The sequence below is a fragment of the Pseudomonas sp. MF6394 genome (genome assembly GCF_002018845.1).
GTDB classification, from domain to species: Bacteria; Pseudomonadota; Gammaproteobacteria; order Pseudomonadales; family Pseudomonadaceae; genus Aquipseudomonas; species Aquipseudomonas lactis.
Window position 1 is genome coordinate 47,525 of the sequence record NZ_MVOJ01000030.1, and the last position, 14,607, is coordinate 62,131.

The window sequence follows — 14,607 nt, forward strand, 5'->3', positions numbered from 1 at the left end:
CACATTTCAATCCATATCGTCCGGACGGTGCTGCGCTGGGCGCGGCGCTTTTTGCCGGCCTGCACCCTAAGGAATCTCAACCATGGCTCATCTCGTCGAAACTATGGCCTACGCTGGCGCTGCTCCGTGGCACGGCCTGGGCAATCAGCTCACGCAAAAACAACCTATCGAAGTCTGGCAACGCGAAGCCGGTATGGACTGGCAGATCCAGGAAAGTCCCGTGCATTTCAAATCGGAGACAGCTGGCCATCTGGGTAGCATCCACTCCTTCCCTGAGCAAAAAGTGCTGTTCCGCTCGGACACCAAGGCACCGCTGTCGGTGGTCTCCAACCGCTATCACACCGTGCAGCCGCGCGAGGTGCTCGAGTTCTACCGGGATCTCACCGAGGTCTCTGGCTACGAGCTGGAAACGGCAGGCGTACTCAAAGGTGGCCGCAAGTTCTGGGCGCTGGCGCGTACCGGTCAGGGCGCAGCAATAAAGGGTAATGACCAGGTCAACGGCTACCTGCTGCTGGCCACGTCTTGCGACGGTACCCTGGCCACCACGGCAACACCCACCACCGTTCGGGTGGTGTGCAACAACACCCTCACCATCGCCCTGGACGGTACCAGCCGCGCCATCAAGGTGCCGCACAACACCCGCTTCGATTCATCGGCGGTAAAGAAACAGCTCGGCATCGCCGTCTCGCAATGGGACGACTTTATGTATCGCATGCGTGCGCTGGCCGAGCGCAAGGTGCAGTGGCATGAGGCGCTGGGCTTCTTTATGAATGTACTGTGCGAGACCAATCCGACCGGCGCTCTGCCGGAGGTGCTTCCCAACGAACGCGCGCTGCGTAAGGTCCAGGAACTCTACGAAGGCCGTGGTCGTGGTAGTCAGCTCGACTCGGCACGCGGCACCGCCTGGGGCCTGCTCAACTCCGTGACCGAGTTTGTCGATCACGAACGCCGTGCACGCAGCAACGAGTACCGCATGGACTCGGCCTGGTTCGGCCAGGGCGCGCAGATCAAGCAACGTGCCCTGGACACCGCTCTACAACTGGTCGCCTGACCGCTTACTTACCCACCCCATAACGCCCGATCAGCCTAGTTGCTGATCGGGCGTTTCTATTTCCGCAAGGTGAACGCTATGACAGCTACTCCGTTGAGCAGCACCAGCAAGCCGCGTCCGGCGCTGCGCTTGATCAATACCAAGGAACTACCGCGTGAAGATTGGTTGGCGGTGCGCAAGCAAGGCATTGGCAGTTCTGATGCTGGCGCGGCCGTTGGCCTAAATCCCTATAAATCGCAGCTCGAACTATGGATGGAGAAAACCGGGCGTGACACCACATTGCCCAAGGCCGATCCGCACGATGAAGAAAGTCCGATGTACTGGGGCAATGTGCTGGAGCCGGTCGTGGCCTGGCATTACAGCAAGCGTACGAAGAACAAGGTGCGACGCATCAACGCCGTGCTGCAACACCCTGATCCTCAACTGCCCTGGATGCTGGCCAACATCGACCGCGAGGTGATCGGTGCTGACGATGTGCAGATTCTCGAATGCAAGACAGCCGGCATAAACGGCGCACGCCTTTGGAAAGAAGGCGTACCCGAGTATGTGCAGCTGCAGGTGATGCACCAGCTCGCTGTCACCGGCAAGCAGGCAGCGGATGTCGCGGTTCTGCTGGGCGGCCAGACGCTGGAGATCCACCGCATCGAGCGTGACGAGCAGATGATTGCTCGCCTGATCGAACTGGAACGCAAGTTCTGGCACTACGTGGAGACCGACACGCCACCGCCTGCTGATGGCTCAGCATCAGCTGAAATGGCGCTCCGCTGCCTCTATCCGGAAGACAACGGCCAGACCGTCGACTTCAGTGGCCGTGCCGGTTTGGCAGCAGCCTTCCTGGAGCTCAAGGCGGTACGCCAATCCATCAGCGAGAAGGAAACCCGCGAAGCCCAGCTCAAGCAGATGCTGCAGCAGGCCATGGGTGATGCCACACGCGCGGAGTTCAGCCACGGATTTATCAGCTGGAAGAAATCTCAAGACAGCAACATGCTCGATGTTCAAACCATGCTAAAGGACAAGCCATACCTGCAGGTTCGTTACACCAAACTCAAGGAAGGCAGTCGGCGCTTCCTGATCAGCTAATCCCCCGCTCAACCATTCCCTCCCCCTGGCCAGTACATGCAGTTAGCGCTGCGTGGCTGGCCTTTTTCGTTTGCAGGAGAACCACCATGCTTAAAGGTCTCGCTATAACCCCGCCGGTTCTCGGACGGATTTCTATCGGTAAAGTCATCGAGAAAAACGGCAAACGCCTGCCGGAAAAGGATGATCAATTCACCATCACCTCGCAGGTGCAAGGTAAGGACGGCTGGCTGCTGCATCCGCTCAATGATGAGCTGCGTAAGGGTCAGGAAGACAAATTGCGCAGCATCCCAGTGCGCCTGCTGTTCAACGAACCTGAGTTGAACTTTCGTGCTGACTACACGCTGTTTGATCGGCAGTCTGGCAGGCCGTTGTGCGTGGGCAATGGCGAGACCTGTAAGCGTGTCACCCAGGACGGCATGCAATCGCTGCCCTGCCCTTCGCCGGATGCCTGCCCACTGGCCAAAGGCGGTGCCTGTAAGCCTTACGGCCGACTGAATGTGCTGATTGGTGATGATGATCCGCTCGGCAGCTTTGTATTTCGCACCACCGGTTTCAACAGCATCCGCACCCTGGCCGCACGACTGCATTACTTCCAGGCTATTTCTGGCAATCGGCTGGCTTGCCTACCGCTGGAGTTGCGTCTGCGTGGCAAGTCGACCCGCCAGAGCCATGGCACGCCGATCTTCTATGTCGACCTCACCGTGCGTAGCGGCATGGATATGGCCAAAGCGCTACAGGCTGCCAACGAACTGGACACACAACGGCAAAACGCTGGCTTCGATCAATCCGCACTGGATGAGGCTGCACGCCGTGGCTTTGGCAACGGCGCATTCGAGGACTGCGAAGAAGATAGCGGCGCGGTGATTGAAGAGTTCTTCTCCAACACGGACACGGCATCCACCCAAACCCAAAGCGAAGCGCTGCCCCCTAGCCCTTGCTCACTAGCCGGCAAGCTGGAAGTGCTTGCGACTCAAACCCACTGACCTATCGCCTACCTGACTTCAGGCAGGCTCTGGAGAACCGAGATGATGCTATTGAGATTTCTACTCAGTCTGCTTTTGTTCATTGGCGCGCTGGCGGCAGCCGGAGCATTGGTCGTGAGCATTGTGTTGATGCTGCGCTTCCCGCCGCTACTGATAGCAGTGGTTCTGGCGTGCTGGATCCTGTGCTGGCTATTGAACAAAACAGGCAAGCCGTCCCGGTAAATGGCACAGACCAGCGTGAGCAGCCAAAAGCTTGCACACGCTGGCTGCTCAGTCATTTATTTTTTGGTCAAACCCTGTCCGTTGCCACGCAAGCAGGAACTTTTTCGATGATGATCAAGCGGATATCACCCTCTGCTTGAACCGTCTGGAATTTCCGGAGAGTTGACTCCCGCTGCAGCGTTCCCAAGTTACTCTGACCGTACGCACGGCAACATGAACTACCGCCGAGCCTGCTCACCCAACTCCGTCAGGTAATAACACTGCAGGCGGCTGTTGGGTTTGTCCGGCCGGGTCATGGCAATCAGCCCAGCATCCAGCGCCGGACGCAGATAGCGCTCGCGGAAGGATTTGCGGTCAGCCAAGCCCAGCGCAGCTTGCAGCTTCTCACGACTGACCTCGCCAACCAGATGCCTGAGCAGCCCCACGACTTGGGGGGTGACTTGAGGCGTTACTTGGGGGCTCACGCTAAGAATCGCATCACGCAGCATGCTCAACATAAACACAATAAACGGCGCGCTGTCGGCTTGCTGGGTACTGTCATTAATAGCCGCGTAGTACTCGGCTTGATGCGCGTGCACCAGGCTTTCCACCGGCACATGCGCGAACAGTGGCTGCCAGCGGCTCAGAATCAAGGTTTGCCACAGCCGCCCCATACGCCCATTGCCATCGGCAAAGGGGTGGATGAATTCGAACTCGTAGTGAAAGACGCAACTGGCAATCAGTGGAGGCTGATCGGTTGTCTCAAGCCACTGCAGTAGGTCACGCATTAACTTGCTGACGCGATTGGCGGGTGGGGCCATGTGCACCACCTGATCACCCTTCATCACACCAACACCGCCTTGGCGGTAATGCCCGGCATCGTCGATCAGACCTTTCATCAGCAGCGCGTGAGCATCAAGCAGATGCTGTTCACTCGCGGGTTGCCAAGCCTCCAACTGCTCGTAAACGGCCAGTGCATTTCGCGCTTCCTGCACATCTTTGGGCGGCGCGATGATGCGCTTACCGTCGAGGATCGCGGTGATCTGCTCCTCGCTCAGCGTATTACCCTCAATGGCCAGCGAGCCCTGTACGGTGCGGATACGGTTGATCCGCCGCAAGCGCAACGCATTGGCATGCTCTGGCTGAGCACTCAAGCGGCCGACGCTTTGCGCAATCTCCGTCACCAACGACAGAATGCTGCCGTTCAGCGTAAAGGGGGGCTGGTACTGAACATGCGCCATTATTTCAATCCGCTTATACGTGGTACTTGATCCGGTACCAGTCCTTAACACCTAATCTGATTGCAGGGCATATTGCTCTACCTCGCTGCAATCAAGCCCTATATCAGAACACACAAAATCCACAGAGCTTCACAGCCCCAATGCTTGAGCCATCTCACTCTCACTGACGGCTTCGGGAGTAACTACCGCATCCTTAAGCATCAGTTTCCCGCGCAGCAAGCGATCCAGATGCACATCAAAAGAGTCGAACTGAGGGTGAGTTACCGCTGGCAGATGGATAAATACATCCTTCTGTTGCCCGATTCGGTAAACCCGGTCAGATGCCTGTGCTTCTTTTGCTGGATTCCAGTGCCGCTCTAAGTGCACTACGTGGTTGGCCCCCACCACCGTCAACCCCACACCGGCAGCAACCGGTGACATGATGATCACGTTAAAACCTGGCTGGGCCTCGAAGGCAGCAATCAGCCGCTTGCGAGTCATGTCCTCATCCCTGGTGGCAACGGCTTTGGTATCGCCGTTGATTACAGCTACGTCCAAGTCATAAATCTGATCGAGCCATAGCTTCAGTACACGCTGTAGGCGCTTGGTCATCATGAACAGGATGACCTTCTCACCCTTACTACGAATATCGTCCAACAGCTTCAACATCACCGCGAGTTTGCCGGACTCCATCATCAGCTGGCGTGCCTGCCGCGCATTGCTGCTGTAGAGCGATGCCTCATCAGAGAGTCGTGGATGAAGGGACACTGAGCGCAGCTCCGTGAGCGCAGCCAAGGCAGTTCCACGCATATCCTCAGCACTGGCCCGACGCGCACGGTAACCGTTGAGAACCTCGTCATAGGCCTGCAACTGCACACCCTGCATCACGACTCCCAACTCTGGCGCATGGTGCTGAATCCCTCGAGCAGAGTGATCCACACCGCTCCGGATGGTCTTGCTCGGCAAGCCCTTGAGCTGATCTTCCTTAACGCGACGCAGCATAAAATCGCCGACTGCCTTGCGTAGCTCTTCGCCTAGGCGCGAGCGAACCTCATCACGCACATCCTCCTCAGCGGCAAGAATGGGTTTAATCCAGGTATCCCGAAAAACCTCCCACCCGCCCAATAGTCCGGGTTGAGCTGTATCCATAAGGCACCAGAAGTCACCAAGGCTGTTTTCAACTGGAGTACCAGTAGCCAGCAATTTGAAGTCGGCTTTTAGCCCTTTGGCCGCGCGCGTCTGTTGCGCATTTGGGTTCTTGATGTTCTGCGCTTCGTCGAAGATAACCATGCCCCAATCTATTCGGCACAGTGAGAGCTGATAGTCGCGCAGAGTCTGGTATGTGGTCAGCACCAGACGCCGATCCATATCGAGACGATGCACCCCTGCTTCCGGTCCGACGTTCAGTGCATAACGGATGCTGTTTTCATCCATCATGTCGTTCTCATCAGCCAATGACGCCACTTGAACGGACTCGCGCTCAGCACCCTGTATCCGGAATTGGCTCAGGTCACGACCGGACTGCAAGACCACCACGTCCCGAAAAGGGATACTGTTAAAGGTCTTGTCGACTTCATCCTCCCAGTTTTCTAAAAGACTAAGAGGTGCCACCACCAAAACCGGCTTTTGCGGTTTGTTCGTTACACGTTGCTGCGCAAGGTACTCACCTACAGTAACCAGTGACATAAAGGTCTTACCCAACCCCATATCATCCGCCAGCAAGCTGCCTTGCAGCCGATACAGATCATCATGATCATCCTGCAAGGCAGCGCTAAGCAGCTTGAGCATCCAGTCGATACCAGCGCGCTGGTGTGGAAACGGTTGTCGAGCATAAGCTGACCAGTCGGGAGTACGAGACAAGACAGCACCAGCTGCTTTTTGCAAAAGGGCTTCGCTAATCTGCTCGGCCTCTTTAAGGATTACACCGACTTTTTCTTTCTGTTCAGCAGACTCCTCCACTGCACTCGATGCGACCTCTGGTTCGGCCAATGCAGGTGTCGTCAGCATCCTGCGAATCTGAGTCAGCTGCTTATCAACTTGCGAAACATCGGCAATATCGATAATTTCCCCAGCAAAGGTCAGGCTTGAAGCGCCCTGCTCCCTCGCAGCCAGGAACACCTCCTCAAAATGCTGCAGTTCCTCAGGCGACTGAATCAGCTTGCTGAGAATTTCAGGAGGGGCCGGTCGTTTATCCAGCGCGAACCAATCGTTCTTGCTGACATCCAGACCGCCAAAATCCATATGCTGCAGCTTGCCAATGCCTGCCACACGCACTGAAAACCCTACATCTAGATTGACCAACGCAGCATCGAGAAAGGCCGTCGGTGTAGCAATAAACTCAGCAACCTTGTCCGCTGGGATACGCTTATTGGCCAATATGTTGCGAATACCATCCATCTTGCTTTGATCGAGCAATACAACCCGGTTATCGATGCGCAGGACGCCGCCCTCAGCATTCATATCCAGCTGCGACCAACGCTTTTCCAACTGATCAGGGGCCGAACCATCCCCCAAGCTTGGACAAAGCTGCAGGCTGCCATCCGGAAGTCGCAGCGCCGTCACACCAATATTGTCTGGCACGACTACATCCAGTCGCTCGAAGTGGCTCAAGTCAATACGCATACCACTGCGCGCCGCCGTCTGCAGCTCAGCCATCAAACGGAGATTAGCCGCCTCGCCTCTCGCCTCAGGTGCAAGTGCCTCATGGCGCTCCCAGGCCATCAGGCCCATCAACTCACCAGGAGTCAGCCAGTAGCACTCAGTACTGGTGAGATAGAGATACGGCCCCTTACGTGAAAAGGGGGTAGCACCTTCTGGCATTTCGATGCTGACACCAACACGGAAGCTACTATTGCCAGTCCGTCCACTGATCGATGTCAGAAAGCGACCCGGAAAACGCCTCGGCAGGCGCAGAATCTCAGCCTGCTCCAGATCCATGCCGGCAATGTCTTCCGCGCCAATATGGAATCCATTGGCAGTAGGCTCCGCAACCCCCTGCTCCACTAGCATGTTCAGCACAATAAGCTGGATCTTCTGCAACGCATTGCCTTTACCCGCGCGCAATGCCTTGAAGGCCTCCAGATGCAGGTAAAAGTTCATCCCACTGGAGTCGGGCGTAGAGAGAAATCCACTGAGCGTGCTAAGTGCTGCGTCACGCTCCCCGATAAACGACCTGAGAAAATCGGAAAGGCTCATTCAGCATCTCGCTGTTGTAGGTCGAAGGCATCAAGTGTCTGACGTGCCGCATCAGTCAGACGCCAGCCGTATTGTTTGTCCTGGCCACATAGATTTTTCAGCGGGCCATACAGAATCTGATTGATCTCCCGAGCATCAACACCAAACACGTTCGCGGCATAGCGAACTTTGTCTCCGGGATTATCTGCAAAGTAACGGAGCACCTTAAGCGCGGAAGGCTTCAACTGAGCAATGTGCTCAACACCGGCCGGAGCGCTCGGGGTCTTCCGCTGGGTTTCTTGCAAGCGCTCCATAACAGGGGGCACGGGTTCCGGAGGACGCCGAGCACTGCTGGAGCTTACCTCCTGCGAAACGATGCGTTTCGAAACAGCAGCTGGCCTTTGAGCAGATTCTGCTGCCGCAGGCTGAGGAACCACCGTGCGCCTTGCATTAACCGCAGGAATACCAAACCTATTTAATTGATATCTGTAGTCGCCTGCGCTCAACAGTTGCTCGGTATCCAACTCGATGCCGTTGTCTGCCAGAAAGGTAAATACCTTGTTCTGCCAAGTATGCGGAGTATGCACAAAAGCATCGAAGGGCAAGGTCGGATACAGTTTCTTGTAAGCCCCAGGAATCGTGACAGTCAGATCGGAATGACTGAACGAGTTGCGCTCATAGGTACGCAACGATTCGCCTGGCGCAGCGAGATAGACCCAAATTTTGAAACTGTGAGAACCCTCAACTAGATGGAAGTCACCACAATCCAGGTAGATAACCGCCTTGTCGGTCATCGGCCCATCCATAGTGGCGAAGCTGGTCTTCACATCCTTGCCCAAAATCCGTTTCACCGACTGCTGTGCCTTACCACCCAACAGCAAGCGGGTATTACGAATCAACTTGAGCTTGAACAAACCCTCTAGGAACAACTTGCGCGCAGGAAACATGCGCTGCAGATCGCTGTTCTGGCTTTCGATACCGAACTGTTCAACTGCCTGCAGGAAGAGCCTCAGGTCTTCCTTGGACAGCCAGCCACGCACCTTCTGGATACGCGCCTCGCCCAGTGGCTGCCACCACTCGCGGTAATTGCTCGCAGTACTGGCAATACGCGGGTCGCCGGCCAAGCTCAGAATAAAGTTCTGCCAAGCATCACCAGGCTCTTGACCCGAACGGTCAATCAGAATCTCTAACGCCACATGGCCGATACGCTTTCCGCCCTCGAAAGGTGCCTTGCTGACGGAAGGCTTGAGCAGCTCATCCATCACGGAATCCCACTCCCCGAGCGGCAAGTCGCGCAACGCCTGCAGGTAGAAGTGCGCTCGGCAAATATCGCCATAACGTCCATCGTCGAAGCCCTGCAGCCCGAGCTCAGCCAGAGTCTCACCCAGCTCACGGCCATCATCACGCACCTTGCTAGCCAAGCGGCTCGGCCCATCAAGCTTCAGCAACCAATTCCCTTCGCGTTTCAGCGTCACCAGCGGATCAGGGTACGAACCCTGGACTTTCGGCTCAGGCATTCTCTCTAACTGCTGTAACAGGCTCAGCTCAAGCTGCTCTCTCAACCCCTCACGCTCATCCAAGTCATCGAACCGACGGAAATATAACTGCGCCAACTGCTGCAGGGTTATGCGTGTCAGCCTGGGCTGCTGAGCCTCCAGCAACACCTCCAACAACCGAGAGTTGAACAGCCTGCTGGCCATCAACTTGTCGTTTAGCCACAACCAAGTCAGTGCCCGCGCCGTTAAGCGACGCTTGAGCAAGTCCGCCAAACCATCGAATCGACCGGTATCAGCCATGCTACGTAACACGGCCAGCATGCGCTCGAACGCGTCGCTATTACCTGCTTCGGCACCCATTTTGGTGGCCCTTGAGGTCAATACCGTCCAGCGTTCAAGCATGTGAGTGCTCCACTCACGAGCGGGAGGATCAAGAGGCGGCAGCCTCATGGCAGGGTTTCCTCCAAACGCTCCTTAACCCGTTCGTATTGAGCACTGTCCGGACGGCGAATGGTAAAGCGAATATCAATACGGCGGTTGCGCTTGAAGTCCGCCTCGCTAACTTGATGAAGCACCACTGGCCGCGTCTCACCATAACCACTGACGGAGAACAGGGGCTTGCCATCCTTGTTCAGCAGGCGTGCTAACTGATCCTCGCTAGGTAGAGCGGAACTCCAGAACTGCCAGAGTGAAATGGCACGAAAGGTCGACAACCCCCAGTTGCCCTTGCCCATAAAGCCCGGTAACGGGCGATTATCGGTATGCCCCTCGATAAAAATGGTGTCGAGGAAATTAACCCGGTTGTCCCGCGAAACAACCTCGTTAATCACCTGGCCAATCTCCAGCGCCCGCGACTGATAGGCCGAGTGGATCTCATAGGCACCCGTATCAAAGCCCAGCAGATCATTCGGGATACTCAACACCGTATGGTTCTCACTGACCTCTACCTTGATGCCTCGCTTACGCAAAGCCTCGACGGCTTCGTCGAGAATCGTGCGGCGCACTTGCTCAGCCTTCTTCAGCTCAACTAGCTCTTGCTCAAACTCGACCTGGCGTTGCTCAAGCTCCTTCTGGATTTCCATCAGCTGCAAAATCAGAATCACCGACGCCAAGATGAAAATCACCAGCAGCGCTGACATGATGTCCGAGAAAGACATCCAGTAAGGGTTCTCTTCATCGACACTCACGTCGCGCGACTTTCGAAAGCGCATCAGGGACGAGCCTCCAGCTCATCGAGAATGCCGCTCATGGCCTGGACCGTGCGGTGCATCTGGTCCGCATAGGTCAGAGACACCTCGTTCCACTTGTTCATCCGATCCTCTGTCTGCGTGCGTACCTCACTGGCATAGCTACGCAGCCATTCCTCAGCTTGCTTCTCGATGCTCTCAACCTGCACACGCAAGATCTCACCTAGGGCGGTGAACTCATGCCTCACACCACCCAAGAACTCCTGCTGGGTCTGCTTCATATCACCGAAGCCGTTACGGGCCTCACTGGCGGCCTGCTCGAAGCGCTGCGCCCCCTCCAGTAATGCCACTTGCAGTTGAGACAACGTGCCTGCCTGGCTCTGCAACTGCGCAGCCAGTGCCGCATTCTGGTTGCCTGCGTTCTCAACACTCTGAGTCACGGCCTCCAGACGCTGCCCCAACACATCAGAAGCCTGACGCAGGTTGGCAGACAGCAGGCCCAGCTGATTAGCGCTGCTGTCCATATGCTTGCTGCTAGTCGCCGCCGCCTCAGTCACCCGCTGCAGACCGACCATCAATTGCTGGTGCTGTTCAGCCATCTGCCGACTCTGCTGCTGACCGGCCGACACAGCAGAAGCAATGCCCGCTAGCAGCTCCTGCTGTTGGGCACCCACGCTTTCAAGTTGCTCACTGAAACGCTGCTGGCGGCCCTGTTCACGCTGCTCAGCAGAACCCATCTGGGTATCCAGTTGCGTATTCAAATTCATCATCAAGCGGGAGAACACCTTTTCAAGGTTGTTATGCCGCTCGTTGCCCGCCTCCGCCATAGCCTGCATCTGCGCCTGGGTAGCAGTGGAAAACTGATTCAACAGCGCCGTCTGGCTGGCGTTTGATTCGCCCAGCTGGCGCTCGAACATGGCTTGGCGCTCTTCATCACGGCGCTGCACTGAGCCCAACTGACCTTCCAGCTGACTGGACAGGCCGGTCATCAACTCGTTGAAACGCTGCTCCATCTGCTCCTGCCGCTGATCAGCAGAGCCACTAATACGCTGCAGTTGCGCCTCGAACTGACTGCTCTGCTGCTGAGCTACCTCCTGCTGGCGGCTTTGCTGTGCACTCAGGCTGCTGAATAGCTGGTTCAACTGCTCACTCATGCCCGTCACAGCAGCATTTACATCAGCAGCGGCTTGTTGCATCTGACTGCCCTGCTCACGCCCCACCGAGGTCATGCCCTCCATAAAGCGCCCTACCAGCGTCTCCAGCACCTGGGTCGACTGCTGACTGGTCGTACTAACCAAGGTCTGAATGGCCGGGGCCATGATGTTGTTCAACGCATCAGTCAGGGCCGTTTGCATAGACTCGTTCATGCCTTGCAGGGTCTCCTGCAAACGGTCACCAATGCGCTCATGCAGCTCCTGCAGCGCCTCCTTACTTTCCTTGCCGTATTCAGCGATATGCACCAGCGACTGTTCGGCTGGAATACGTGGATACAGAAAGTCGATGTCGTGCTGCAGTACCTGAATGCGATGCAAGGCTGCACGCTCGAACATCTTTTCAATGAAGTTCAGCAGCAGGCTAAAAAACACGCCCCACACGGAGGTCATAAAGGCCACCGCTGCGCCAGCGATCAACTTATTGATCCCGCCCTTGAGAGCCTCGACCTCGCTACTGGTGCCAACCAGCCCCTCCAAACCTACCGTCAGACCGACGAACGTACCCAGCACACCGATGGCCACCAGAAAGCTAGGCGCAGCGGCCAGCAGGCGGCTAGCCGTCAGCCCAGGTGCCAAGGTACGTGAGTTAAAGAAGTGCTCAGCGTCCAGGGTATTGAAGAGGTGTTTCTGGTCGCCAGAACTCACCAGACTCTCGTCGAACTCACGCCAGAGCATGCCGACACCGCGTGCATCCAGCCCCATGGCTTTCTGCAATGTTTCGCGGCGGGCTTGCGCCAAAGTTTCCTTGCTCTGCCCGTCAAGCAGAGCTCTCAGTGCTTGCAAGCGCCGCTTGAAATGAATGAAGTGACGTATCAAGAAAAATATCGAGATAGCGAAGATCGTCGCAGTAACCAACCAGAACCAGGCGCTGATGCCGCTGGTCTCCCCGCTGAATAGCTGGGAAAAGTCGGGCATAAGGTGCTGCAGAAGATCCATCATGATGCTGTCCCTGGAACAAGTTTTAGTAGCAGCTCGCAAAGCAAAGAACGAAATACCTACAGTAGGTAATGATTACTGCGGGAATGGCCAAACCTGCCGCGCATGCACAAACAGCGCTTCACCACGTTTGACGATCTCACTCTCGTCCCACGCCCGTTGTTCGCCGTAGGGTTGGAAGTGAGTGTTGAGCATTAGCAGACTGGTCGTCACGATTTCCTGGCGCTTCACTGCAAACGTCGCATTGCTGAGCGACGAATTGAAGGCCTGGGTAACCAACGTCAGGTTACCGATGCTGTGCAGCAAGCGATTGCGCTTTTCCTGATTTTCAGCGGTGTCTTCAGCCAGAGGCCAATTGTCCTGCCACTTCTGTGGCAGCACATGCTCTACGGTCAACCCATCAGGCAGTGCAAGGATCTCCTGCTTGCTGCCACGCATCGCCAGCTCCAGTGCTTCGAGAATCCCGCGCACCTTGGCTGTACTGCGCCCCTGATATAGGCCGCGGTGGCACCAATTGCGCGCAAAGCTCTCGTCGTCAGGCCAGCGTTGGCTATCGCCATCCAGCACCAGCAGTTTGCTACGCAGGGTTGCCGCATCGGTTTTCTGTTCACGGACCATTTCCGCCAGCAGACGGTTGAGAAACACCCGGTTGTAGCCCTTGGTGGTGTAACCGCAGATAAAGCGGCGCACCAGATACGATTCGATATCGCCAATGGCCTGCACAAAGTCGGCGGAATCAGGGGCGTGATGTTCCAATAGGTAGAGCACCAGCGGCGTCACGGTGGACACATCCAGCAGCTTCAAGCGACGGCAGAACAACTCGAAACGGCTGGCCTGGCCAGGTAGCAAAAAGGTCTTGAAGTGCCCAGCCAGTCGGGTGATGCGTGCCAACTCATATTGGGTGTCGCGCTTCTCGTCCTGCCACCAGTCCTTAAACTCGTTAAACACGTGCCCAACCTTCAGGTCTTCGCACTTACGCAGGCCCACGTAGTGATACATCAGCAGGTCCAGTCGCGAGTTCTTCAGGCGGCCCTGGCGCTCTAGCTGCTTCCAGAACTTGGCCCCCTTGCCAGTGATGCTACTGTCCACAGTTTCATCAAAGTGCTGCCAGCCCTGGCGATACAGTTCATCCACGTCCTCATTGTTGCGCGTGGCCTGCAGGAAGATGTAGTTGCGGATCAGGTCGCTCGGCAACAGCGGCGCGCCACGGGCATTGAGGGTTTCGAAGATAATCTGGGGGTCGTCTTCGTCCTCCAGCTCCAGCGACATGATCTGAAAACCCTCGCGCAGCGTCGCCAGCATGCCGTGGCCTTGGTTGGCATCCAGCGGGCGATCATCCCCTGGCAAGCGCAGCTGGTTGTCGTGCTCAATGGAATGGATCACTGCGTGGGCCACCGTACGTTCATCCGTCCCCGAATCGGCACCCGGCAGCGGATCGTCATAACGCAGGCCACGTAAATGGCAGGCCAGCATGCCGTGAAAAAACAAATAGGCACGCACCATGGCCGGGCGCTCATAACGCGCCTTGCCCTCCTTCACCGGGAAGCGCTCGCAGATCTTCTCGGCACTACCCGAGTTGGCCAGCGCCTGCATCACATCGCGACCAACATTGGTTGGCAGCACCTTAAGGGCATCAGTGACGTTGCGATACTTGCCGATATTCTGCGTCAGCGGTTTGAGGTCATAGCTCAGTGCCTCATCGTCCAGTGGCACCAACAAATCGCGAAACGCCAGCAGCAAAATCTGCAGGGTGGTGATGCGTTGCTGGCCGTCGATTACATCGCGGCTACCTATCGAATCACTACTGCCGCCTTTAAGGCTGCCAATCACCACCGTGCCGAGAAAGTGCCGGCGCAGCGGCCTTAGCTTGGCGGCGCCCACCTTTTCAGCGGCCTCCTGATGCGCAAGAATCGCCTCCAGACGGTCCACCAGGTCTTCCCACAGCGGTTGCACCTGCTCATTCAGCGTCCACACATAACCACGCTGAAACAGTGGAATCAGGTACTGCGCACGTTCGGTAAATAAATCGGTGACCGCTTTTTTATCAGGACGCATAACTGTTCCT

At 56.6% G+C, this 14,607-nt stretch carries 10 protein-coding genes; 4 read left to right on the forward strand and 6 right to left on the reverse strand.

From position 1 onward, the window contains the following. Positions 1-82: 82 nt before the first annotated feature. From MF6394_RS25145 to MF6394_RS34735, 4 genes are all read left to right on the forward strand, one after another. Positions 83-1,051: a DUF932 domain-containing protein gene (locus MF6394_RS25145; protein WP_078467779.1), complete on the forward strand. Its 969-nt coding sequence runs from the start codon at positions 83-85 to the stop codon at positions 1,049-1,051. A 78-nt stretch (positions 1,052-1,129) separates the two neighbouring features. Then, positions 1,130-2,131 carry a YqaJ viral recombinase family nuclease gene (locus MF6394_RS25150; protein WP_078467780.1) on the forward strand — a complete coding sequence of 334 codons (1,002 nt, stop codon included), beginning with the start codon at positions 1,130-1,132 and terminating at the stop codon, positions 2,129-2,131. Positions 2,132-2,217: 86 nt separating this feature from the next. Further along, positions 2,218-3,114 carry a recombination directionality factor gene (locus tag MF6394_RS25155; RefSeq protein WP_078467781.1) on the forward strand — a complete coding sequence of 299 codons (897 nt, stop codon included), beginning with the start codon at positions 2,218-2,220 and terminating at the stop codon, positions 3,112-3,114. Positions 3,115-3,156: 42 nt separating this feature from the next. Continuing rightward, positions 3,157-3,336, forward strand: coding sequence for a hypothetical protein (locus MF6394_RS34735; RefSeq protein WP_078467782.1), 180 nt, complete (start codon positions 3,157-3,159; stop codon positions 3,334-3,336). Positions 3,337-3,554: 218 nt separating this feature from the next. Here MF6394_RS34735 and MF6394_RS25165 read toward each other — a convergent pair whose 3' ends face one another. From MF6394_RS25165 to MF6394_RS25190, 6 genes are all read right to left on the reverse strand, one after another. Then, complete coding sequence (locus MF6394_RS25165; protein WP_078467783.1) at positions 3,555-4,556, reverse strand: Fic family protein; 1,002 nt, start codon at positions 4,554-4,556, stop codon at positions 3,555-3,557. Positions 4,557-4,685: 129 nt separating this feature from the next. After that, a complete protein-coding gene (locus MF6394_RS25170) occupies positions 4,686-7,730 on the reverse strand; it encodes a DEAD/DEAH box helicase (protein ID WP_078467784.1) in 3,045 nt (1,014 codons plus the stop codon). Beyond that, positions 7,727-9,655 (reverse strand): EH signature domain-containing protein, encoded by a 1,929-nt coding sequence (locus tag MF6394_RS25175; protein WP_078467785.1) that lies wholly within the window; start codon positions 9,653-9,655, stop codon positions 7,727-7,729. The genes MF6394_RS25170 and MF6394_RS25175 overlap by 4 nt, the downstream gene beginning before the upstream one ends. Continuing rightward, a complete protein-coding gene (locus MF6394_RS25180; protein WP_078467786.1) occupies positions 9,652-10,416 on the reverse strand; it encodes an OmpA/MotB family protein in 765 nt (254 codons plus the stop codon). The genes MF6394_RS25175 and MF6394_RS25180 overlap by 4 nt, the downstream gene beginning before the upstream one ends. Next, positions 10,416-12,545, reverse strand: a complete 2,130-nt coding sequence (gene zorA, locus MF6394_RS25185) for an anti-phage ZorAB system protein ZorA (RefSeq protein ID WP_078467787.1) — start codon at positions 12,543-12,545, stop codon at positions 10,416-10,418. The genes MF6394_RS25180 and zorA overlap by 1 nt, the downstream gene beginning before the upstream one ends. Positions 12,546-12,617: 72 nt before the next feature. Continuing rightward, positions 12,618-14,597 carry a DUF262 domain-containing protein gene (locus MF6394_RS25190; RefSeq protein ID WP_078467788.1) on the reverse strand — a complete coding sequence of 660 codons (1,980 nt, stop codon included), beginning with the start codon at positions 14,595-14,597 and terminating at the stop codon, positions 12,618-12,620. Positions 14,598-14,607 lie beyond the last annotated feature (10 nt).

Bases quoted from the DNA above. Each gene is read 5' to 3' on its own strand.
- MF6394_RS25145 (WP_078467779.1), top strand. From the start codon at position 83: ATGGCTCATCTCGTCGAAACTATGGCCTACGCTGGCGCTGCTCCGTGG.
- MF6394_RS25150 (WP_078467780.1), top strand. From the start codon at position 1,130: ATGACAGCTACTCCGTTGAGCAGCACCAGCAAGCCGCGTCCGGCGCTG.
- MF6394_RS25155 (WP_078467781.1), top strand. From the start codon at position 2,218: ATGCTTAAAGGTCTCGCTATAACCCCGCCGGTTCTCGGACGGATTTCT.
- MF6394_RS34735 (WP_078467782.1), top strand. From the start codon at position 3,157: ATGATGCTATTGAGATTTCTACTCAGTCTGCTTTTGTTCATTGGCGCG.
- MF6394_RS25165 (WP_078467783.1), bottom strand. From the start codon at position 4,556: ATGGCGCATGTTCAGTACCAGCCCCCCTTTACGCTGAACGGCAGCATT.
- MF6394_RS25170 (WP_078467784.1), bottom strand. From the start codon at position 7,730: ATGAGCCTTTCCGATTTTCTCAGGTCGTTTATCGGGGAGCGTGACGCA.
- MF6394_RS25175 (WP_078467785.1), bottom strand. From the start codon at position 9,655: ATGAGGCTGCCGCCTCTTGATCCTCCCGCTCGTGAGTGGAGCACTCAC.
- MF6394_RS25180 (WP_078467786.1), bottom strand. From the start codon at position 10,416: ATGCGCTTTCGAAAGTCGCGCGACGTGAGTGTCGATGAAGAGAACCCT.
- zorA (WP_078467787.1), bottom strand. From the start codon at position 12,545: ATGATGGATCTTCTGCAGCACCTTATGCCCGACTTTTCCCAGCTATTC.
- MF6394_RS25190 (WP_078467788.1), bottom strand. From the start codon at position 14,597: ATGCGTCCTGATAAAAAAGCGGTCACCGATTTATTTACCGAACGTGCG.